13 protein-coding genes are annotated in these 23,886 nt (G+C 39.4%); all 13 read right to left on the bottom strand.

Annotated elements, in window-relative coordinates; genetic code table 11:
• Positions 1 to 24 precede the first annotated feature (24 nt).
• The 13 genes from FHT21_RS04520 to FHT21_RS04460 all read right to left on the bottom strand — a co-directional run bounded on the left by FHT21_RS04520 (position 25) and on the right by FHT21_RS04460 (position 23,828).
• Positions 25 to 1,227, bottom strand: coding sequence for a glycoside hydrolase family 27 protein (locus FHT21_RS04520; protein ID WP_167293562.1), 1,203 nt, complete (start codon positions 1,225 to 1,227; stop codon positions 25 to 27).
• Between the two features lie 142 nt (positions 1,228 to 1,369).
• On the bottom strand, positions 1,370 to 4,534 hold the full coding sequence (locus tag FHT21_RS04515) for a glycoside hydrolase family 2 TIM barrel-domain containing protein (RefSeq protein ID WP_167293561.1): 3,165 nt from the start codon (positions 4,532 to 4,534) through the stop codon (positions 1,370 to 1,372).
• A 269-nt stretch (positions 4,535 to 4,803) separates the two neighbouring features.
• Complete coding sequence (locus tag FHT21_RS04510) at positions 4,804 to 6,507, bottom strand: DUF4983 domain-containing protein (protein ID WP_167293560.1); 1,704 nt, start codon at positions 6,505 to 6,507, stop codon at positions 4,804 to 4,806.
• 11 nt (positions 6,508 to 6,518) lie between these two features.
• Complete coding sequence (locus FHT21_RS04505; RefSeq protein WP_167293559.1) at positions 6,519 to 8,477, bottom strand: M60 family metallopeptidase; 1,959 nt, start codon at positions 8,475 to 8,477, stop codon at positions 6,519 to 6,521.
• 17 nt (positions 8,478 to 8,494) lie between these two features.
• Positions 8,495 to 10,228 carry a LamG-like jellyroll fold domain-containing protein gene (locus tag FHT21_RS04500; protein WP_167293558.1) on the bottom strand — a complete coding sequence of 578 codons (1,734 nt, stop codon included), beginning with the start codon at positions 10,226 to 10,228 and terminating at the stop codon, positions 8,495 to 8,497.
• 26 nt (positions 10,229 to 10,254) lie between these two features.
• On the bottom strand, positions 10,255 to 11,940 hold the full coding sequence (locus tag FHT21_RS04495) for a DUF5008 domain-containing protein (RefSeq protein ID WP_167293557.1): 1,686 nt from the start codon (positions 11,938 to 11,940) through the stop codon (positions 10,255 to 10,257).
• Positions 11,941 to 11,970: 30 nt separating this feature from the next.
• A complete protein-coding gene (locus FHT21_RS04490; RefSeq protein WP_223833581.1) occupies positions 11,971 to 12,735 on the bottom strand; it encodes a fasciclin domain-containing protein in 765 nt (254 codons plus the stop codon).
• The gene (locus FHT21_RS04485) at positions 12,726 to 14,267 is read right to left on the bottom strand and encodes a RagB/SusD family nutrient uptake outer membrane protein (protein ID WP_167293556.1); all 1,542 of its coding nucleotides are present in this window, start codon (positions 14,265 to 14,267) and stop codon (positions 12,726 to 12,728) included. The genes FHT21_RS04490 and FHT21_RS04485 overlap by 10 nt, the downstream gene beginning before the upstream one ends.
• A gap of 11 nt (positions 14,268 to 14,278) precedes the next feature.
• A complete protein-coding gene (locus tag FHT21_RS04480) occupies positions 14,279 to 17,434 on the bottom strand; it encodes a SusC/RagA family TonB-linked outer membrane protein (protein ID WP_167293555.1) in 3,156 nt (1,051 codons plus the stop codon).
• 35 nt (positions 17,435 to 17,469) lie between these two features.
• Positions 17,470 to 18,510, bottom strand: coding sequence for a DUF5007 domain-containing protein (locus tag FHT21_RS04475; protein WP_167293554.1), 1,041 nt, complete (start codon positions 18,508 to 18,510; stop codon positions 17,470 to 17,472).
• A gap of 10 nt (positions 18,511 to 18,520) precedes the next feature.
• Positions 18,521 to 19,195 (bottom strand): hypothetical protein, encoded by a 675-nt coding sequence (locus tag FHT21_RS04470; protein WP_167293553.1) that lies wholly within the window; start codon positions 19,193 to 19,195, stop codon positions 18,521 to 18,523.
• A 14-nt stretch (positions 19,196 to 19,209) separates the two neighbouring features.
• Positions 19,210 to 20,808 carry a RagB/SusD family nutrient uptake outer membrane protein gene (locus FHT21_RS04465; protein WP_167293552.1) on the bottom strand — a complete coding sequence of 533 codons (1,599 nt, stop codon included), beginning with the start codon at positions 20,806 to 20,808 and terminating at the stop codon, positions 19,210 to 19,212.
• A 17-nt stretch (positions 20,809 to 20,825) separates the two neighbouring features.
• Positions 20,826 to 23,828, bottom strand: coding sequence for a SusC/RagA family TonB-linked outer membrane protein (locus tag FHT21_RS04460; protein ID WP_167293551.1), 3,003 nt, complete (start codon positions 23,826 to 23,828; stop codon positions 20,826 to 20,828).
• Positions 23,829 to 23,886 lie beyond the last annotated feature (58 nt).

Raw genomic sequence — 23,886 nt, 5'->3', positions numbered from 1 at the left:
GGTTTGTTGTTATTTAATTAGGTGTTATACTTTTTTTAGGCGGAAAACCTTAGTTTCGTGAGCAGTTACCTCACCGTTCCACTTATTATTTTTGCCGGTTACTTTATGTTGCCATAAATCCCTGATCTCATATTTACCAGTCAGGCCTAAGTTGGCAAAGTTTATTTTTGCATTTTGGGCAGACGCCGATTTATTTAAAATCGCTATTGCGAAATCTCCATTGGCTAAAGGACGAACAAAAACATCCCAGGTATCGGTTTTAATTTTTCGTTCGGCCTGTTTCCCCAAAGCATCTTGGTTTAATGCGATTACTTCTTTGTTTGTAAAAATGGTCTTTGTTTCATCGTCCATTTTACAAATATCGCAACTGGCATATAGTGGCGAGTTGAGCATGCTGTACAAACTCACCTGGCTCTGGTATTCGGCTTTTGTACAACCTATTCCTTTAAATGCAGATGACGGACCCTTTGTACCGTGTAAACCAGCCACCAACATATCGCCATCGTTCCATTTACCTGGCCCTGAAAAGCTGGCCAATCCGGCCATTTTATCAACCACGTTATAAATGCCAACACCGCCTTTACCTTCTACATCCAGCCACTTATCCCTGATATCGTAAGTGGTACGCCAGCTTTGTCCACCAACCTGTGCACCCCAGTTCCAGGGCTCACGTGGTCCCCATTCGCAAATACCCAGTACTATATCCCTACCCGATTTGCGTAAGGCCTGAGCTATTTTTCCATATCTTTTTTTCGCCGTTTCTACATCCTCCGGTGCATTGCAATAATCGTATTTAAGGTAATCTATTCCCCAGGTTGCAAAGGTTTTGGCATCCTGATCTTCGAAGTTTAAACTTGCGGTATAACCGCCACAGGTTAAAGGAGCAGCATCTGAATAAATACCCAATTTCATGCCCTTGCTGTGCAGATAATCAGCCAGGGCTTTAATACCTGATGGGAATTTCTTAGGATCGGCAATGATGTTATTTTTATTATCGCGACCGCCCTGCCAGCAATCATCTAAAAAAATATATTGATAACCTGCTTTTACCATGCCACTGCTAATCATGGCGTCGGCCATTTCTTTGATATCCTTTTCGTTCGGATTTTCTGACATGATGTTCCAGCTCATCCAGCCCATTGGCGGCGTGGCGGCTAGTTTAGTTTCCTGAGCAAAGCCAATCTGTGAAAACAGCAACACGCTAAAGCAGATTTTGATAAATTTCATTTTACTTTTGGTTAGGTAATATTCGTTTGATAAAAAAATAGCGCTCGTCATTCCCCGCGAAGGCAAGAATCTTAATGCAATATATAAACCTAGCTAAAGCATTAAGATCCCCAATCAAGTTGGGGATGACGAACTATCTATGTTATTTAATCGGTTTGATATAATAGCTGTACTGGTAATCTTTAAATGGGATCTGGTATTGGATTAATGGCATAGAGCCCCAACTATCGATCCCCTGAACACCTAGTTGCTGCAAATCCATGTGTACATAAATCTGGTTGCGTTTTACCAGTTCGCCAGAGTGATATTGTTTTTTCTCTGCCTCCGGATCTAAATCCTCCACAGCGTAAGGCAAAGCATTAAAACTCAATAGCTGATCTGCAAATTCGAAACGTAAACCTTTGCCCGTTTTATCGGTAAAATTTACCCAGCGCACTTCGGTTTTATTGCCACTTTCCTGCGGACGGGCATAAGGGAAATACTGATCGGCAACGGTTGATTTGTAGGTACCAATTAATGATGCTGTTTTTCTGTCTACATAGTTTTCGCCCGGACCACGGCCATACCACTGGATATTGCTGTATTCGTTTTTCAACTGCAAATCGTTACCGATGCGCATTAAACTTTTGTAGTTGCCGGTAACTGCTTTAAATTGATTGTCAACTTTAACAGTACCATCGGCCAAAACCGTAAATTGTTGAGTGGTTTCGGCATCACCTTTTAAAAGCGATGATTTAACGGTTAAGGTAAAGCCTTCAGCCGTCGAATTTACAGTCGATTTGATATTGGCTGCATCATTATTCTGATACACATTACGCCACATCCTTAATCTGGTATTCAAACCTGCACCAATGTCATTATCGGTTGGTGCCCTGTAAAAGCCTGGTTGTGGCCCAGCAGCCAATAATTCGCGACCTTTAGACTGATAACTGATTAAAGTACCTTTTTTCAGATCGAAAGTGACGGTAAAATCACTGCCTTTAACTATTGCACGATCGGCAGTTTGCTCAACCTTTAAAGCTTTTTTACCAGCAGCGTAAGTGTTGGCCTTAGGCGCACCAGCTAAAGCAATCTGCTCATAAGCAATTTCATAACCTTTCTCTAAAAATGGCTCAGCATTTTTTAAGCGGTACCGAACATTTAAGAAATACTCTTTACCAGCAGCAAATTTAGTGTTAAAAGGAATGGTTAGGGTTTCGGTCTGACGTGGTCCAACATTTAGATTATTTACCACTCCGGTTTGTACCACTTTTCCATCCTCAACCAGCTCCCAGTTTAACTGTACATTACTGATATCTTTAAAGAAATAACTGTTGTTTACATTAATCTGGTTGGTACCATTAAAGGTAGTTTTAATATACTGATGCACTTTTTTAAGCTCAACGGCTATAGGTGTCATTCCACGATATGCCGTTACTACACCTTTAACACAAAAGTCATTGTCGCTAAAGTTTTCATCAACCGGGCCGCTTAACGGGAAATCGCCACCATAAGCCATAATGCGCTTACCGTTTTTAACAGTATCAATCGCCTGATCAATCCATTCCCACACAAAACCACCCTGTAGTTTAGGGTTGTTTTCGATGGCATCCCAATACTCTTTAAAATTACCCAAACTGTTGCCCATAATGTGCGCGTACTCGCTCATGATAAACGGACGGGTTTCTTTTTCCTGCTTCGAATAACGTGGCAGATAATTTGGTGAAGGGTATTGCGGCACAATCATATCAGTGTTGAAGTCGCTCTCAGCCCTTTCATACTGTACCGGGCGGAAATCTTTCCCTTTTAACCACTCGTAAGCTTCATAAAAGTTAACCCCGTTACCGGCTTCGTTACCTAACGACCAGGTGATTACCGAAGCATGGTTTTTATCACGTTCATACATACGTGTAATGCGCTCAAGATGAGGAATACGCCATTGTTTATCGTTGGCAAAAGTAGTTTCCAAACTATAATAACGACCATGTGATTCGATATTGGCTTCGTCTATTACGTACAAACCATATTCATCACAAAGTTCCATCCAATAAGGATCTGGCGGATAATGAGAATGGCGCACTGCATTTACATTCAGCTTTTTCATCATTTCCATATCTTTTTCCATATCAGCATGGGTTAAAGTATGGCCTTGAGTAGCATTGTGTTCGTGTCTGTTTACTCCTTTTAAAAATACACGTTTACCATTAACCAATAAATCGCTCCCTTTAATTTCTACCGAACGGAAACCCACGCGTTGCGGAATCACTTCAATTATTTTATCATTTTTATCTTTTAAAGTGATGTACAGGGTATAAAGGTAAGGTACTTCTGCCGACCAGTTTTTAACATTATTAACCTTCGTTTTAAAAGAAAGATCAGTTTTGTAATTGCCCAATACCTTTTGCAGTTTGGTAGCCTCTTTCCAGACATTGTTGCCCTTGGCATCTACCAGATCAAGCGCTACATAAAAACTATCGGGGCGGCTATGGTTGGTGCGTTGGTCTATTTTATAATTCTGAACGGCTAAATCCACGTTTAAAAGTCCATTGGTGTAAGTTGCATCAAGCGTTCCTGTCACTTTAAAATCGTGGATATCGAGTTTTGGGGTGGCATACAAATACACCTCGCGTTCGATACCCGAAATACGCCACATGTCCTGACATTCTAAATAACTTCCATCACTCCACCGGTATACCTGAAGTGCAATGGTATTTTCGCCTGGTTTAACATATTTGGTGATATCGAACTCCGCAGCCAGCTTACTATCTTCACTATAACCTACTTTTTTGCCGTTTACCCAAATGTAAAATGCCGATTTAACCGCTCCCAAACTGATAAACACTTGTTTATTGCCCCAATTGGCCGGAATATTGATTTTTTTTCGGTAAGAACCTACCGGATTGTTATCAGCAGGAATATCGAATGGTGGGTTCATTCTGGCTCCGGTTAATTGTCGGCCAGCAAATTCGTATGGTTGGTTTACATAAATTGGAAGCCCGTAACCATTCACTTCCCAGTTGGCGGGTACTTTAAAATTATCCCAATTTTTATCGTCAAAATCTATTTTATAAAAATCTGTAGGCCTTTTACGTGGATCTTTTACCCAGTTAAACTTCCAGGTACCATTCAACGATAAAAAATATGCTGATTTTTCTTTTGCCCTTTTGGCAGCAAGCTCCTGGTTTTCGAAAGCAAAGGCTGATGCCCGCATAGGCAAACGGTTTACCGAAACCACTTCGGGGGTTTGTAGTTCGGAAGGCAGATCTTGCGCACTGATTTGCCCAGCAATAAATAATAGTGTAAATAAAATGGTTAATTTTCTATTCATTGTGTGTGTATAATTTTTGGTTTGTTGATCCAAATTACTGATGATTGGCTGATAATGATGAAAATGTTTTAGCGCAAACGTTTGAGTTTTAAAGATGTTACGATTGGTTGGATAGTGGTTTTAACGTTTAACCATTAAGGAATTAAGAACACTAAGTTTTTGACGGGGCATTAAAATAGACATTATTGCAAGGCATATATTACCATCAATAAACAGAAAAGCCATTGCCACCAACTGGCGGCAAGGCTTTCATTAACTAAAACTAACTATTATTTTAAAAATTCCAATTCGAAGTTTTTAAGGTAAGGTTTACCGTCAAAACCAAAATCAGGAAGGATATTAATCTTCATCCAATATAATGCTAAAGCAGATACATCACTCACTGTTGATGGGATAGACAATGATGATGTTATCTGCTCTGGGGTTGTTCCCGGAGGATAGGCACTGCCCAAATTAGCCCAATTGTATACACCGGAAAGCGACATATTATAACCAACAGGTGCTTTATTGAAAAACGTACCTTCAGTACCTTCATCCATAGGCCAAAAGCCAATTAAATTAGCATAGTTTGGATGTTGCGTAATATCTTTGAGACCAACATTTGCTTTAATTACGGCATCACTTAAAGCCACGTTAAAAAATGATAGATTTGCTCCATAAAAAGGTGTAGGATTATCTGTATCACCTTTTCTATGGCCAACTCTAAGTAATTCGGAAGTGCTTAAGCTTTTTTTGGCTAAAATATCAGCAGTTGCTTCCAACTTCCCATCAGTATACACTTTAAGCGATCTTGCTGTTGCTACCCCTGATCCATTAACTGTAGTATTAATACTCATTGTTAGCGTATGCCAATCTGTGCCTGGTGACGTGGTTGCAACTATTTCCTGTTTTCCCGATCCTCCATTTGCTGACCCTCCTACGGTGACCAACCATTTGTCGCCGTAATGGCCCCATTGCCAACCTGTGATGACTGAACCGCTCAAATTTGTGCTCTTACTAAAGAAGGTTGGGTAATTAACGTTGGTACTGTTAAATTTAACATCCATTTGAACAGTAATACTCTTGGTATCCCCGACATCATAAAGATTATTGTCATTAGGTGCTTCAGCTTTTGATGTAGTGTTGCTAAAAAGCACAGGATTGAAACCAGATTTTTTTAATTCAAATGGTTTAAATGCTGGGTTGTACACCAAGGTAAAACCATTAGTTGGGTTTGCACTGCTACCACCATGATTACTGGTTAATATTACCAGCCAATCTTCGTTCGCATAATTTTTCCTAGCTTTTAAAGCGGTTATGATATTACCCACATATTCATCGGCTTTTACTATGGCATTTTTATAGTTATCATTTGTAGCTACATAACCTCCATTAGCGCCAGCGGCTTCAACTTCTCTAAAGTTTACAAATATGGTACCCAAACCAGTTTGATTATTTAGAATGCTCACTGTACTGTCTTTAACGGCTATATCAGTGGCTACAACCGGGGCAAAATCTGCATTTTTCATGTAATTCCGCAAATTAGCCCATGGAGTAACTAAAGCCGTTTTTACCGATTTATACTGCGTAATATAATCAAATACATTACGGTAAGATACAATAGGGGCATGTTCATCAACACCTGAACCCGCTGCACGCTCGAAATTATCAGTGCTGATCTGGTGTTTTACAAAACTGGTACCAGTTAACATCGATACCCATCCTGCTGCATCTGAAGCTGTTTTCAAAGTATTATAAGAATATTTGGCATTCTTTTGCAGGCTTGTAATGTTGGCTGGCGCAACAGTCTGCAATTCGGAACCTGTTAGTCCATCGATGCTGATGACCAAGATTTTACGTTGCCCTGCAGAGAGTGGCTTTAGGTCTTCGTAAATTGCTGGTGGATTAGCATATTTTTTACAGCCAGAATATGTTAATAGGCTTGTTGCACAAACACAAAGCAGTATATTGTATATTTTATGGTTTATTTTCATAATAGTGAGAGTTAAGGTTTAATAAGGTTACACTCCGATAAGTTGGCATAAACGGAACTTACACCGCTTTTAATCACCACTTTTATAAACTTGGCACTCACGTTACCTCCAGGGAAGTTAAAATTATAAACGGAGGTATTTTGTGGTAAAGTTGTGGTACCCACACTCACGTAATTCACATTATCGGTACTGGCAAATATTTCTACATCTTTTACATAACCACCACTATTATTTTGCCTTTGGGCAAAAGTTACACCTTTAACTGCTATAGGAGTAGGTGATCCGGTACCTAGTACAATATTGATGGGGTAGCCCAATGTGTTTGTAGGGGTTGCTGTTCCATAGTTTGAATGCCAGTAAGATGCTGCAGAAACAACACCATCAACCAGGGCAGCGGTTGTACCATCACCAGATTGAACTGAACTAACCGATACCACAGTGGTATTGTAAGTAATTGGTCCCGTACCACCTGTTTTGTTTAATGGATTGTAAGTCCATAAAGCAGTTTTTAACAAAGGATACTTGGCATTTACTTTTGCTACCACTGCGTCACTGATTAAAATTCCCCATGCACCGAAAAAAGGTGATAAGTCGGTTTTGGTATAATCAGAGAGTTTTTCGTACACAAAATTATGTTTGGTAACATCGTTAGTATTTAAGCGGTCTGCGTGGCGTGCCTCTGTATATAAATAAGTCATTGCACCGTAGCCATATTTTTCGAAAATTTGTACAAAAGGGGTCATTTTCATAAATGGCGCTTCATCTACTGTATTCATAGCTGCATCTGTATCGAAATTTTTGGTTCCTGTACCACTTGCATAAGCAATCGCTTTAGGAAAACCACTGGATACTGCAGGATGTAGAATATTGTAGTTGGCCCCAATCCTATTGGCCACTTTAAAGCTGAACAGGTTGTTGGTGGTTTCGCCCAAAGTGCTCCAGCTCCATACGTTTGGTTGTTGACAGTTATGTCCAAATTCATGGTAAGTACCCCATTGGCCAGAACTGGTTGTAATTGAATTTAAACTGGTAAAGCTGGCAAACCAGTAAGAGTCATTTAAACCCACAAAAGGGAAACCATTGTGGCCATAACCCAAACTAAGCTGAATATCGAGTACCCCACGCCACTGACTTTGAGGGCTACGGTCTCTAATATCAGGGGCATTATCTGATAAACCCATCCAGGCATTGTAATCTAAAGCGAAAACATCGTTCCATTTAGTAAAAACAGCTATTGGATTGGTAAAAGGCTCGCTAGAATTAAAAGTCGCCAATACCTTATCTCTAGGAATGGTAAAAATAACACTTTTAGCTCTTAGCTCTAACCAGGGTACTTGCGAAGCTTTTACTTTAGCCACCCAATCGGCATCGCTGGTTTGGCCCAAAATAAAATCGGGCGATACCACAGCACCCGTAATGGTAAAAGTAACTGGGTTAGCATAAGCAAAAGTAGCCAAAATGTAAATATGACCACCGTAAAGGTTACGGATATAATTTACCCCGGCAACCAGTTTTTTTCTGTTATATATCACCGGATCGCGTAGCAATGGAGATTTACCAGCCAGGTTATCGGTATGCGCACCAATCTGTACGGTTAAACCATCAACCCCTGCCGGGACCACAAGTTTGATCAACTCACCTGGAGCAGCATAATAGCCTGTGCTGTATTGTGGTGATGGAGCAACAGAAATTCTTAAATTTTGTGCAGTTTGATCGGTAAAATTCAAATCCAATGTAAACTGAGCATCTTTTACCCTTGGCTCTGATTGATCTACCAAACCGGGAAATACCCTTGCCTTGGCGTACATCGATTTATCGATCAGTTTCATGTTGGTATCAATGGTTCCTTCAGCTACGTTCTGCGAATCATCAGGATATCCATCCGGAACTTCATAGCCATACTTTTTACAAGCAGTAAATACTACTAAAAGAGATAGGCCAAATATTTTAGTTAATTGATTAAATTTCATTTTATCAATATTTAAAGTTAATTAGTCGGTAATGATACAGTTGGGATATATAACCTGCCGGTTAAACCCCATTGAGGTGAAACAGCAATATTTAACCAATTGTAAATAAGTAGTGGAATATCGACACCATTAGGCACCGAAAGGTATGCTGCAGGAGAAATATCGGGCGAGATGTTTGGCGAAATTTCTTCAAAACCTGCAAATGTTACGTTACTGCTGTAAGTAAAATTGTTCCCTTTGCCCGATTGATCTAACATTGCGGTACCGCTTGTTTCATTTCCTGGCCAGAAACCTAACAAATTGTTGTAAAACGGCGTACTCGGTTTAATCTGTGTTCTCATAATTGCCGCTACATCAGTTGCAGACATGGCTACGTTAAACAAGGCTACATCCCTAATTAAAAGATTGGTTTGCGTATCGCCATTGGTCCCTACGTCACCACCCAACCTAAGGGGAATGTTGTTATCAATATTTCTTCCATTTATAGATCCTGAATACCTGGTTAGTCCATCAACATATAGCGTAAGTGTTCTTACACCGTTTAACAGGCCAATGGTAAAGGCTACAGTGTGCCAGCGTCCATCACGGATATCGATACCAAAACCCGGACGTGGAGAACCTCCCCAATCTAACTGTGCAGAGTTAGCACCAAACAGAAAGCCCCATCCGGTAGATGAAACGGAGTTAAAAGCATTTCTTTTTGCCAAAAACATTGGGTAATAATTTGCCTGTCCGTAATCGTCCCTAAATTTGAACATAAAGGTAAAATCGCCTGTGGTACCAAAATTACCAATCGCGGTATTATTTTGAATAGCGGTAACATTAGAATTGGTTGTTGCGATAAAACGCGGACCCGTACCAACAAATGGATAGCTATTGGGATCTGGCTGTGAAATCAATACCGACGAAAAGCGGGGATTATAAAAAGCGATATAAGCATTTCGTGAGACATCATTAAAAATATTTGATCCCGGCGTACCGCCAGATGGACCGCCACCTTTATTTGAAGCAATTACCACCAACCAGTTTTCTCCAGCATATCCCTTTCTGGCTTTTAGCGCTGTTAATATTTCGCCAATGTAACCATCTATACTTTTTATAGCGGCTGCATAAGCAGGTGTAGCAGCGGTATAACCATTAGCCAATCCCGCAGTTTCAGCACTATGAAACTGTGCCACTACCATTGATGGATTGTTACTGGTTAACTCGGTAACCACGCCGGTTTTTACTGCAGCATCATCTGCTACATTTTGTTTGATTGTTGCATCACCCGCCAGTTTATCGTTAAAAATCGTTGTTGAGGCAATTGAAACCGTTCTTGCATTATTGAGCGAACTTTTAATCCTCGTGAAAACTGTAGGAGTAGTTTGCAGGTTTAAACCAGAAAAATCTTCACTGGTTACATTGTGCTTTGTATAATCGTAACCGGTTAACATGGTTGTCCAGGCTGATGCATTTGTAATTACGTTATATTTATTATCAGCCAAACCTTCGTAAGTGTAAGTGGCTTTGGCATTAATCTGAGCCAGGTTAGTGGGCGCTAGCGCTTTTATTGCTGCACCGGTTACACCATCCAAAACGATATAAAGTACCTTTTTACCAGCCCCCAAACCTAGCGTATCGTTTCTGAAATTTTGTGGTAATGTATTTTCAAAATCCTTATTACACCCAGTGGCCATAAGGAATATTCCAAATACCAGGCAAAGGCCAAAGTATTTAAAGGTTGCTGTTAATGTAAATCCTTTTTTCATCTCTTTTATATTTGAAACTATATTGATCAATTAGCAAAATTTAGGCGTATGATATTGTGTGGTAAGACGCCATTAAAACGAAGGATATCGCCTACTAAAATAACCTGTGAACCTGTAGCAACTGAAGTTTCTATCATATCGTAAATTGCTCCCTGAAAACCACCGGTATTGTTGTACCCTACTGCTAGCTGCCCGTTGGCTTCTAAAACCATAAAGCCCTGGCGCAGGTAGTCGCCATATTTATTAAAGGAACCACTTACAATAATTTTCCCATTGTTAAGCTGACCCACAAAATTGGTAATCCCCCCTGTAATAGGCTGACCGGTAAAGGTTGTTACATTAGAGCCATCAGCATTTAACAGATTAATACCAGATGCCGCTTTACCGTTAAAGCTGGTGAAAGTACCTCCTACCACAATTTTATTCGTGTTAGCATTATACCTAATTGAAATAATATCGCTATTGGCACCAGAACCTACATTAAAACTGTTATCTACGCTGCCATCAAGGTTTAACCTTACAATTCTATTGGCCTGTACACCATTAAAAGTACTAAATGTACCCACCAGGATCAGTTTTCCATCATTCTGCATCATGGCATCTAAAATTACGCCATTAGCACCTATCGCACTTTGACGGGTCGATTTGTTATAATGGAAAGTAGAATCCATCGAACCATCCATATTTACCCTTACTACCTGGCGCATACGTGTATAATCGTACACTTTTTCATCATAACTGGAGTTTGGCAAATACATACGCTTATAATTATTGAAGTTACCCACAAGGTAAACCTGTTCGTTAAATACAAAGGTTTTTCTAATAAAGCCATCAACACCTGCATTAAAGGCTGAAACGGTATCGCCATTTTTATAGGTTTCCTGAGGTTTAGGATTAATTACATTCCTGAGGATCAGACTATCTAATGTTCCATTGCTATTTAAGCGGGCCACATTATTTAAAGTCTGGCGGTTGATGCGTGTAGAGTTAAAGCTGGTAAAACTACCACCAATGATGTATTTACCGGCTTGTGATCCGGTTGGGATGCGGGTAATAGAATAGATTGATTTATCGGCACCGCCAGCTCCTTTTCCAAAATTAACGCCACTGGTGGAGTAAGCTCCATTGCCTAAAATCTGTGCAATGCCACCAATGGGTAATTTTTCTGTTCCATTTAACTCAAAGTCGTTAAAAGCACCACCCAGAAAATAGTTGCCACCGGGTAAAGCCTCAATATCGTATATGGTACTAAGGCTAAAGCCATTGTTGCTGTTATTTGTTGCGCCGTTAATTACTTTCCAGCTGGCGTCAACACTCACTTTACCACCAACTTTAACAATCGGTCCGAAAAAGCTTTGCCCCTGTGAGGTAATCCACATACTACCAGTACTGGCCGTTAGTGGAACTTTGAAAGTTAAGGTACTATCGTTGGTAGACGCAGTAACCACCTCAGCTTCTATTTCATTTACATATACTTTAAAATCGTTGATGTATTTACTCAGGCCTTTTACCCTTACCGTTAAAACATCTCCTGCATTTACAACATCTGGTTCGATTGTTTTGGAAACGAAAGTAAGATCCAATGGTTTCTTACCTCCAGCGTAAGGATCTTCGCCAATGCCCTTTTCCTTCTTGCAAGAAACAAACGCTGTTGTTAAGCATATTGTCCCGAACAAAAACAGCTTAAATTTATATTTTATGTTAGTTAACATTTTATTCAATTTATGGATGAGATAATGGAGCTATTTTGTTGGTGGATTAATACCCGCAGATATGGCCTGCTCGATAAAAACATTGGTATTAAAGCCGAAATTATGCCTGATCTTTGTTAGCACATGCAAAACGCCATTGGTAGGCTGAATATCTGATGTAGCAATTGGAATATTGACTAATGCTACCTGAGGATTAGACAGATCAGGAATATAGGCAAGATACAATTGGCGGTAACCGGCATAAGCCACCCTTGAAAGTTCTTCGCCTTTATCGCTATACACCACCGCATCATTAAAAATTACCCCAATATTCATAATCCTGCCGCTATAAGACGTATAGCCCTGACCAGGAAAAGCGAGGTAAGATAAAGTATCACGCTGAGGATAATCTTTTAAACGGTTGCTACCTTTAAATATATATTGTGATAATATATTCTTCCATACTTCAGGTTTTATTTGCGATAATTGAGAAACGGTATCTTTACCAGTTGATCTCAACCTTACATTTAAGCCCTTAACGGATTTAAAGATCGAACCGCTTGGCGGTGCAAAAAATGTGATATTCTCTTTGCTGATCACATCTGCCAAACCAGCCAGTTTAATCACCGTTAGGGTTGAATCAAAAAACGGCTTCTTCTCTTCCATGTACTGCATAATATTGCCGTTATATTTTGCTTCATGTACACCCGTTTCTATATAGTATTTTTTACAGCTGGTTAAAACTGATAATACGCAAATTATTAAAAACAGCAGTGTTTTATAATTCTTTTTCATCATCATATCTATTAGTTCCAAAAATTATTGCCAATTAAACCCGGGTTTGCACTACGCTCGGCAGTAGTAATGGTAAGCGGCCATGTCCAGGCACCTGCATTTAGGTTAGCTACCGATATAGGTGCATTGGTGAAATCAGAATTCAATACCCTCTTTGTTCTTACCAAATCGAAAAAGAACTGTCCTTCGCCAATTAGCTCCCTACATCTTTCTTTATATATTTCGTCTTTTAGATCCTGTCCGCTTTGCGTTATCATTGGTGCATTGGCAGCTACAGTTACCCTATTTGCAAAATCTCTTGCTCCACCTTCGTCGCCAAGTTCTGCAAGCGCTTCGGCAGTTAATAAATAGCAATCAGGTAACCTGAAAATGATGGCACTATCATCGCTGGTAATGGATATTGCACTGCCTGAGCCGGTTGAATAAATATTTGCAAATTTTTTAAACTGGAACGCTCCGCCTTGAGCATCATAATTCTCAAACCAGGTGCTTATCCTGGCGTCGGGAGAACCCGGAGGATAAAGTTTGCGAATGTAATCGGTTGAATAGGCTATAGAACTTTGCGTTTTAGTTACACTGCCCTGATATGGATAATGCGACAAGTAATACGACAAACTTGCAGGCAAAGAAAATCCTTCTCCGTAGTTAAAATCCTGTAAAATACCGAACAGATTTTCAGAACTTCTTCCTTTAAAAATTTTAAGGGTATTGGCTGGGGTAATGGGCAGTATCTTATAATTACTATAAGTATCCAATTCGGTAGCCAATGTTTTTACCGCATCGTAATATTTGGTTTTAACTCCGGTATCCCATGCTGCAGCCCACATGTTTAAATGCATTAACAGCGCCACTGCCGATGCTCTTGTAGGCCTGAAACCGTTGGATGTGGCATCGTTGTAGAAAGTAGGCAGATCATTTTTTGCAGCAGTCATATCTTCGATACACTTGTTCAATACGGTTACTTGTGGCGTTCTGCCCTGGGGAGTACTGTGATAAGCATCTGTATAATAAATAGCATCGCCAAATAATTTACAGATAAACATGTAGCTGAGGTTGCGCAAAAATACGGCCTCTGCTTTATAACGTTTCTTATCGGCATCGGGCAAACTTGATGAAGGCACTTTATCAACTTCGAAGTATAAGATGTTGGCTGCAGCAACTACATCGTACCATTCTTTCCAGCTCATGATGTTTTTCATCATACCATTAAATCTTCCGGAACTAGCAACAAGAAATTTCATATTGTTACTAGTAAGTGCAAGAAAAGTATTTGCGCCATCGTTACTTAAGCTCCCTATGGCAACCTTATTGCCTCTCATTTCTAATGCAGGAAAAAATGCGCGGTCATCATTGTTAAAGAAGGTTGGTGTACCTGCCACTTTCGATTTTAACCGTGAGTAAATGCCGTTTGTAAATCCTTCTACATCTTCACGGGTTTTCCAAAAGTTGTTCCCACTCTGCGCTTCAATTGGTGTTACATTTAGAAATTTCTTGCAGCCAAGAGCACTAAAAACCAGTGCAGCAATCAGAATTATGTATTTTGTATTTTTCATCTGTCTAATTTTTAAAACTCAATGTTTAAACCTAATGTGAACTGCTTTGGTGAAGGATAACCTCCTGAGTCATCTCTACCCAAACTGGTCACATTTTCAGGATTTGGCCCAGAGTAACGTGTGATAAAGCCAAGGTTTGCCGCAGTAGCATTGATACTTACCCTGTTCATTCCGAATCTGCTGGTAAATTTCTTATCAAAGATGTAATACACTTTAATCGAGTTTAACTTGAAGTAAGATCCATCTTCCTGAAATGCGGTTTGGTTTAACCTAAAAGGATCGATAATACGTGCACGCACAAAATCTAAAGGATTGGCATAAGTTGCATTCTGCCCAGGCGCACTCCAGTAGTTCAGCTGATCCAGCGGTACCAAACTCGCCATCTGAAAATTACTATAGTTCTGTAATTGCTTACCTAATGGGTTATTAATAATATCGCGAACCAGGGTAAAGGAAGTGTTCACCTCTATACTCCAGTTTTTCCATTGCAGATAGGAATAAAAGCCTCCTGTTATCTGTGGCTGAGAATTACCAGCAATCACCCTATCATTACCATCAAGTACATAATTTCCATCCAGATCGGTAAAAATAGGATCACCTGCCCTAAAATAATTCAAACGGCCAGTACCTCCTACGCGGTAAGGCAAACCTGTATTCGGATCAACCGGCACTTGGGCATTAGTAGAGTAAACACCTTTTGTGTTGTATAGGTAGTTAGATAGTGAGTTGGTTCCTAAGCGGTAATAAGTGTCTTGTTGTAAGGCTTTATCATAATAAATAAAATCTCTCAAATTATCAGGCAATTGTGCTAAAATCTCTCTGTTGATCGCTAAGTTTCCTGATATTGTCCACTTAAATGGGCTTGTAGGGTTTAATGGGCGGGCGGTTGTTTGAAATTCCCATCCGTAATTTACGTTACTGATTTCGTTAGATGCAACTGTTTCGAATGAATTGGCATTTGAAATATCCTTGTATCTGAAAATATTATCATTTTGTTTATAATAGGTATCAAAAACGAATGAAAAACGGTTTTGGAACAAACTAAAATCAACTCCTGCATTATAAGTGGTTGCTCTTGTAGGTTGTAAATTTAAATTTGGCAACCTTTTTAGGTCTAATATGATAGAATTAGAATTATTATAACGGTTTCCTCCTACATATTTACCATAGGCATCAAAAACTCCACCTACTGGTTGTATGTTAGAACCATAACTTAAACGGATATCAGCATAATCAATCCATTTTACATTCTGCATAAACTTTTCTTTGTTAAAGTTCCACTTTAATGCAACGGATGGATTGGCAACATAGCGGGCATTTTCGCCATTGGCCGAATTGGCATCTAAACGATAGTTAAAATCGAATACATATTTTTGTTTGTAGTTATAAGAAAACGCACCTGCAAAAGCTACGCTTCTGGCATCGTTATAATCAATAGTTCCTCCCAGTGAGGTCAGGTAATCGGTCATATTGGTTAAAGGTCCCCTTAATTGATCGTTAACTCCTTTTTCGTTCAAAATGGCATCGGCTTTAAAAAAGCTCGAGTTGATCTCAGTAAAAGCAAATAAATTGAAGGTATGTGAATCTTCTCCGGCTGCATCTTTTAAACCATACACATAAGAGAACTGATTACGGTTGTACAACTTGGTGGCACGATCGTTATAAGTATAATATTTAGATTGATTTCCGTTTAATGCCGCTGGTGAAAAATTATCTTTAGTACCGGTGCTATTGGTATAATTTAAGAAAGTAGCTATCCTAAAATTCTTAAAAAGCTCATATTCTGCGTTAATGGTTGCAAAAGTTTGTAATGATTTATTGTCGTTATCGGTTTGCAGCTGCGCCAATACCCCGCTCTGCGATGAAAATAGTGACGGTGAAGGCAACAAGCTTGAGGCCTGGCCCGTGGTGGCTAAACCACTATTTAAGAAACCGTTGCCGCTGCCGACCTGTTGTTTTTGGATTGAATTTTGCAACTGACCATATAATTTAAATTTAGGTGTAGGATTATATTGCATATTCATGTTCAGGTTATACCTCGAATACCCCGTATTCTCTTGAATTCCAGTTTCATCATAAGCACCTAAACCTACTTTATAGTTAAATGCTACATCACCACCTGAAATGCTTACGTTATGGGATTGATTGAAAGTATTTCTGTAAAAATAGGATTGCCAATCGGTTGAGTTATTAAAGTAAGCATTTAAGCTATCTGCTAAAATAGGATTATAGTTGACCATATCTACTGCATGATTATAACTGGTATCATTCTGCAAAATCTGATTGATCCGCAACAACCGTTCGCCTTTCCCGCCAATAACGCTGCGCAATTGAGGAACCATTGAAAAGAAGGATGCACCTGTATAACGAACTATCGGTATTTTAGAATTACCACGTTTGGTGGTTACTAAAATAACACCATAAGCTCCTCTCGATCCATATAACGAAGTAGCAGCAGCATCTTTTAAAGTAGTGATGTCTTCAATATCTTCTGGTGGGATCTGAGAAATAGGTGATACACCTGGACCTGCTTGTTGAAAACCATAAGAATAATTGGTATTGTCGTCAACAGGTACGCCATCAATTACAAACAATGGCGAAGTTGGGGTTAAGAAACTTGAGCTTCCAGAACCTGATACGTTGATATTTGAAATACCCCTTAAAGTAATAGAGCCCCTGAAACCCGGTGCACCGGTATTGTTCTGAATGTTAAGTCCGGCAACTTTACCCTGTAAGAGCGACATTACATCACTCGCGGGCTGTCCTTGAATATCCTTACCCGAAATGCTTACAGTAGAACCTGTAGATAAAGTTCTGGTTTTTGTCTGATAACCTGCAGTTACGGTAACTTCTTTAAGGGTAGCGTTATCGCCCTGTAAAGTGAGGTTAATGGTGGTTCTTCCATTTACCTTTATGGTTTGGGTTATATAACTTAAATATTTAAAGGTAATTTCTGCATTTGATGCTACGGTAACCCTGTAGTGGCCATCACCATCGGTTTGACCCAAAACCCTGCCAGCGCTTAAAATACTTACGCCGGGCATGGTTTCTTTCTTTTTTGATTCGCCATCATAAACCGTACCTGTAACCGCAATTTGTTGCTGTGCCAGGGCGAGATCGTGCAAACCAAAAATCAATAAAATTACTATGCTGTAAAAATACTTCATCGGAAATATGTTTTGTTTGGATTTAGTTTGTTTCATCAGTCGTTATCAAATTTTGGTTTGTCGTTCTTAAACTGAAAGATAATTTCCCAATCCCCCTCTTCGTAGATCTTGAAATTTAAGGCGAGATAACAGTGGAGCAAAACTGCACCAAATGCCTGCCTGTCGAACCTGAAAACCACCCTTGCCGCACCACCATCTGTTGTGGTATATTTTGTAGGATATGCGGTTAAAGGAATCGGATAAGCCACATCAAATTTTATTTTGGTGGCATCTTTTATCATATTAAAACCATGTACCAAATTGCCCCAATCGGTTAAAGCAAACTTATTTGGATCGATAACCTGAGCCAGCGTATCTATAAATTTAAAACTGATGCTATGTCCGGAATAGCCTGGCAGCCCTTTTGGCAATTTATTAAACACCACGGCTACATCACTCGATGATAAGAACTGATTGGTTCTTGTTCCGGTAATAAATAAACCTGCAGGACTCACAGAGGTTGATGTTCCCTGTCCTGTTATCGGATCTAATGGCGATGGCTCATAAGGGCGTTCGCGCAATGGGCTAAGACGGAAATTCTGAAAATATTTCCTTCCACCGGTATTCGACATTTCTACGTCAAAAACATAACCCGAATCTGGTTGTGCCTTAATCATATTAGAGTTGGCTTCGGCCCACATTAAAAATTCGCCTGAATGTGGGCGTACTTCGAAAAGTGGATGGTTTTCTATTACGCGTTTTGCTTCAATTTCGGCCAGCGATTTTTCGGTACCATCATAGGCTGTTTTCCATACTTTAACCGGATAAAGTTTGGTTAGTTCAGGAGCAGGCTCGCCACCAAAAGTACGCATGTTTACAATTTTAAAATCCAGAGGCCTGCTCGAATTGCCGTATGTAAAATTATTGGTAAATAAGGTGTTTCTACCTAAAGTAGGCTGATATAGAAACTGTGTGTACTGGCTATCATTGGCTATAGACAACCTATTATCTGGTAAATTTTTCTTACACGATACCAATACGAGCATCATGCCTGTTAGCATTATCGCTACACTAAGAAAGTATTTTTTAGTTTTCATCTTCATAAGGCTATTGGTCTAATCTGTATGTAAATTCATCAAACCCAAAATTGTGCAGCGGGGTTAAAATGTTTATGGTAGCATTATTGGTTTTGATGTTAATGGCATTGGTATTGGTGGTTACCCAGTTGAGCCTAATGGTTGAGCCGTACATATCGCTATATTCGAGTGTAGTGGCACCTCCACCTATAAAGCCTGATGCATTAGCCTGTAGTGCTTTAACATGCATGGGGTAGTTAGAGGCTACTGTTGTTACCGAAATACCATCAATCGTACTGGCATAAGTAGCAGATGTTAAGTTTCCCCTTATAATATATTTTGAAAGCATAAATGCCAGTTCCAACGGATCTGCGGTGCTTAAATAAATAGGCCCTTTCCCTTCTGCTTTTCTGGTTTGGTTTAAATATTTAACCGATGCCGCGAAATTTTCATTTACAGGTGCAAACAAGGTTACTTTCTGATTGGTTAAAGAATCCTTCAAAAAAGGAAAACGGTCCAACACCAAAAGCAGCGAATCAAAAGTGTTCGGTTTCGATTTTAAATAATCCACTGCAGTTCCTTTATAGGTTTGCACCGTATTGGTATAGTCGTAATAAGGAGAATCGTTTTTTTTGCAGGCACTTAAATAAATACCCATTACAGCTATTAGCAACAATAGGCTATGTTTATATAATTTCTTTTTCATGATCTTCTGATTGATTATTGCCAGTATGGGTTTTGGGTAACCGATGGATTTGCATTGATTACATCTTGAGATACCGGCCAGTAAATACCTCCTGCACGCTCAAACTGCGTGAATGTAAGTGACACACCATTTTTCTTGATGAAGGTACCGGTAGCATTTTTAAGCCTGTTGTAACGTACAATGTCGTACCATCTCCAACCTTCCCCCATTAACTCCCTTCTGCGTTCTTCAAAAATGGCATCAACCAAATCTTTGCCCGATGCAGCATTATAAGTAGCTGTTCCTCTCAAGTTTGCGGCTTTGTTCAGTGCAGAAATGGCTTCATCACGCTGTCCCAATACGGCACAGGCCTCGGCTCTAAGCAAGGTGATTTCTTCAATACGGCTAAACAGCATGGTAGAACTGAACAGGGTTAAGTTACCAGAGGTTTGAGCCGTATAAATTACTTTGATCTTGTTAAAAATGGGTTGTTCTGAAGTGAAGTTGTAAAAATAATTTGTTCGGTATAAGCCTGTAACAGGGTTAATGCTAAACCTTAAATCTCCAGGATCGGTAAATATTTTAAGGATACTATCCTTTGGCACAAACATTTCAGGTTGCGTTTTAGGAATAAATGGCGATGCCAAGGTTAACTGCTCAATATGGCCGTTAGCAGTTGATAAACCATTACCTGCCTCAAATGGAAAACCAACCAGTACAGTTGCGCGTTTAAACGCAAATGGACTATAGTAGTTTACATTCTCAGTAAGGGCGTCCATATCCAAATAAACAATCCCATTCGAACCACTTCCGTTAGATTTGGTATAATTATCCAACACAAATTTTGAGTAAGTGGCTGCATCCAGGTAATTGCCTTGCCAAGCCGCAATGTGGGCTAAGATAATATAGGCCGATAAGCGGGTAAAAATATTTCCGTTCCAGCTTGCCCAGCCTGCGCCATAATAAAGCCCTGGTAGAATTGGATCATCGCCACCGTACTTAAAAGGTACTACCTGTGCTGCAGCCAATAGTTCGGTTGTAGCAAACTGTAAAACTTTCTCTTTAGCGGTTCTTGGCAATTGTACAAAATCGCCGTCGTGCGATGAGGTTAACAAAGGCACATCACCCCAGATCCTTACCATATAGAAATAAGCAAATGCCCTTAATATTCTGGCCTGTGCAACATCTACATTATTGTTTATCTGAGTATAACGCGAATCTAATGGTATTATCTGCTTAGAGCGCTCGATAAATAAACTCGCAGCATTAACTACGGCATAAAACCTACGCCAGTTGGTAATCCTGTTAATTACAGGGTTCTGTGCATTTAACTGCCCCGCAACGATAGATTTAAGATCTGCCCTGTTGGTGATCTGAAAATCGCCCTGGCGTAAATCGCCCATTAACCAATGGGTGTTATCGGAAACGGTAGCCGAACGCATCAGTCCATATACCGAAAGTAAGTTTGCACGGGCGTCTTCCAACGTTTTCCAATTACTTTCTTCGGTAGCTAATCTTGTTGATTGTACATCATCAATTTTCTTACAGGAGAAATTGCCCATACCAACAATGGTTAGTGCTAGCACTAGGGTAACCGACCTGTAGATACTAATTTTATAATTAGAATATTTCATATCAATAATGGTATATTTTATAAATCGAGTTTGAAGCCTAAAACAAATGTTCGTGGGATGGTGATATTTGCACCGTCGTATACCCCATTGTAATTGATCAGTTCTGGATCAACACCTGAAAAATCGGTTAGGGTAAATACGTTTAAGGCTGTAGCATATAAATAGGCTCTTCTGATTTTTCCACCGGCTTTTTTGAATAAACCTGTTTTACTAAAATCGTAACCCAAGGTAACCGATCTTAACTTCACATAAGAGGCACTTTCTAAAAACAGGTCCTGATCGGTACGGTAAGCATCTACAGGGCTCCACGGATTGTATATTGGATAGTTTTTCTCGTTATCGAATGATTGCCATGAAGAAACTTCTTTAACTGAGTTGATATCATTTCCTGCTTCGCGGTTTACAAAACCGTAACGGGTTGCCTCGTATTGGTTTATAGCTTTTTGGCCGGCAGCAAAAATGAAATTGAAGTTTAAATCGAAGTTTTTGTAGGCAATGGTATTGTTCCAGCCACCCACAAATTTTGGTAATCTATCTCCTGTTAATACTTTGTCTTTACTGTCGATGCGGTTATCGTTATTGTAATCAACCCATTTCGGATCGCCGGCTTTTAGTGGAATCCCGTTAAAAGTTCTGCCAGCAGGTACTTCAGCATCGCTATTGTAAATACCTTGGTTGGTGTATAACCAATAACTGCCTACCGATTTACCTACCTGCAATTTATTGTCGTTCTGATAAATTAATTCGTTTAAGCCCTCTGGCAATGCCGAAAGTTTATTTTTGTTATAGCTTAAGTTTAGTCCAGTATTCCAGGTTAAGCCATTACGTTGTTGTAACACTGCACCATTAACCAAAAATTCTACCCCTTTATTATTGATATCCATCCCCGATTTATATTGGGTAGAATAACCTGTTTCAACGGCTACAGGCAATCCTATCACACTGTTTTTATCTTCACGGTTATATACCGTAACTGCAGTATTAATGCGACTGTTTAAAAACGATGCGTCTAAAGTTACACTCGTACGATCGGCAAAAGGAAGGCTAATGTTGTAACCAATAAATCCACTATTATATGGACGGTTAATGCCTAGCAAACCACCATAACCTGGAATAGTTGGTTCTTCTTCCCATCCGTTTTCCGAACGGTACTGTGGTCCTGCAGCAAAACGGTCATCTTGGAAAACCCTTAAAGTTCTGCCCCAGCCTGCGCTTAGATGTAATGCATCAATTACGCTATTGCCTTTTAAAAACTGTTCTTTTAAATTCCAGTTGACATTAAATGCCGGAGTAGTAACCCAACGGCTATCTGGCTGTCCATTAGATGTACCATCTCTTCTCAATAAGGCATTAAAGGTAAACAGGCTTTTATAAGCGTATTTTGCCGATCCATAAAAAGACATTAAATTATTACGCTCCTTATCTATATACCTGAATACATAAAAATTACCCTCGGATAGCACGTTAAGGTAATCCGGGTTATCAGCTCCATCTCTGGTTGGGTTACCATCAACAAAAGTCAGTTTTACATAATCATTCGGGCCATTGTAGGCTCTTGCATAATTATACTTGTAGGTATCGCCCTGTAAGCTCTGTCCAATTTCAAAATCAATAACATGGTTTTTATTGATATCATATTTGTAGCTAATGCTGTTATTGAGTGATACCCTTTGGCTGTAACCAAAATAATTAGAAATATAACTGATACCTGCCAGCAAGGTTGATGGGATAAAGTAATCCCTGATCCCTTCGTTGTAATTGAACAAACCAGTAGTAGAGATTACAAATTTATTCACCTTTGCACTTAAGGTCAGGTTTCCGTTTAATACTGTGGAACGATTGTTATCTACATTTCTGTCGTTTTCAGTTAAATAGTTGGCATAAGAATCGGCATTTGGAGAAAGTGGGCTACTTAAATCGGGTATATAGCGTGTTTCTGCAAAACGATCGCGTAAACTTTTGTTTCTGGTACGATCTAAACGGGCAGTATTAACTGTACTCGATACTGTAAGCCATTTAAATGGTGCCATATTGATACCAAAAAACAAATTATAGCGGTTAATACCTGTATTATCTGCATTTCCTGCATTTTTGGTGCCCGAACCAAAAAACCTGAAGTTTGCTCTTTCTGTACCCCCGGTTATACCTAGATCGGCAGAAAAAGTTGGCGTATTTTGATAGTATAAGTCAGTCCAGTTTGAAGGGCCAAAATAAGCTACGTTGGTAGAATCGCGCAAATAAGAAGCAGGGCTACCAGCTGGATTATATTTTTTGTAAAACTGACTTCTGAAATTATTTTCGTAAACCCCGTTAACCGTATTTACTTGAGGGGCAGTTACATAACCAAAATAAGTATTTAAACTAATATCTCTAAGTCCGGCCTTGGCATTTTTAGTGGTAATATATATAGCCCCGTTTGCTGCATTTGGACCAAGTTTGGCCAGTTCAAAAGGATCTTTAATAACAGTAATCGACTGTATATTATTAATATCTATTTGTGAAAGTAAATTGGTTGCAGGCCCAATCCTGTTATAATCATATTTCTGTACGTCAAATGCAAAAGGATTATCCGCTACCAGGGGCACACCATTTAAATAAACAGCAGGCTGTAAAGCATAAATGTCTTTCTTATTAAATAGTAAACCAGACGTACCTTGTATAATCATGCTTTGCTCAGTTCCAGGTTCGCCGTTTGGTTCCTGTACGTAAACGCCAGCCAAATTACCTTTAATGATTTGCTGTAATGATAAATTGGGAACAGGTGTTGAAGAACGGATGTTAATTGTATCACGTACCGTTTTAAATTTCTGTAGCGCTCTAACCATTTGGCCAATTGTATCGGTTTTAATGGAATAAGCGGACGAATCTTTTTTAGCTTTATTAGCTTTAGTAGTATCATGCTGAAAAACAAAATAGCTACCATTAGCCGTTTTAAGCCATACCCGGTGGGCATACAAAGATTGTGATCCAAAAACAGATAAAAACAAGGCAATACAAACGCTTGTATAAATTTTAACCATTTTATTAGTTTAATTAAAAGTTTAAGTGTTTAAAGAAGAAACTCGATTGTTAAAATGT

The organism is Pedobacter sp. SG908, from assembly GCF_011759615.1.
GTDB classification, from domain to species: Bacteria; Bacteroidota; Bacteroidia; order Sphingobacteriales; family Sphingobacteriaceae; genus Pedobacter; species Pedobacter riviphilus.
Note: the sequence above shows the minus strand (reverse complement) of the source record. Positions and strands in the feature narration are given on the sequence as shown.

What these genes read in the sequence shown, in the direction of transcription:
- FHT21_RS04495 (WP_167293557.1), bottom strand. Translation starts at nt 11,940, where the DNA reads ATGTTAACTAACATAAAATATAAATTTAAGCTGTTTTTGTTCGGGACA.
- FHT21_RS04465 (WP_167293552.1), bottom strand. Translation starts at nt 20,808, where the DNA reads ATGAAATATTCTAATTATAAAATTAGTATCTACAGGTCGGTTACCCTA.
- FHT21_RS04480 (WP_167293555.1), bottom strand. Translation starts at nt 17,434, where the DNA reads ATGAAGTATTTTTACAGCATAGTAATTTTATTGATTTTTGGTTTGCAC.
- FHT21_RS04505 (WP_167293559.1), bottom strand. Translation starts at nt 8,477, where the DNA reads ATGAAATTTAATCAATTAACTAAAATATTTGGCCTATCTCTTTTAGTA.
- FHT21_RS04475 (WP_167293554.1), bottom strand. Translation starts at nt 18,510, where the DNA reads ATGAAAACTAAAAAATACTTTCTTAGTGTAGCGATAATGCTAACAGGC.
- FHT21_RS04515 (WP_167293561.1), bottom strand. Translation starts at nt 4,534, where the DNA reads ATGAATAGAAAATTAACCATTTTATTTACACTATTATTTATTGCTGGG.
- FHT21_RS04460 (WP_167293551.1), bottom strand. Translation starts at nt 23,828, where the DNA reads ATGGTTAAAATTTATACAAGCGTTTGTATTGCCTTGTTTTTATCTGTT.
- FHT21_RS04485 (WP_167293556.1), bottom strand. Translation starts at nt 14,267, where the DNA reads ATGAAAAATACAAAATACATAATTCTGATTGCTGCACTGGTTTTTAGT.
- FHT21_RS04520 (WP_167293562.1), bottom strand. Translation starts at nt 1,227, where the DNA reads ATGAAATTTATCAAAATCTGCTTTAGCGTGTTGCTGTTTTCACAGATT.
- FHT21_RS04470 (WP_167293553.1), bottom strand. Translation starts at nt 19,195, where the DNA reads ATGAAAAAGAAATTATATAAACATAGCCTATTGTTGCTAATAGCTGTA.
- FHT21_RS04510 (WP_167293560.1), bottom strand. Translation starts at nt 6,507, where the DNA reads ATGAAAATAAACCATAAAATATACAATATACTGCTTTGTGTTTGTGCA.
- FHT21_RS04500 (WP_167293558.1), bottom strand. Translation starts at nt 10,228, where the DNA reads ATGAAAAAAGGATTTACATTAACAGCAACCTTTAAATACTTTGGCCTT.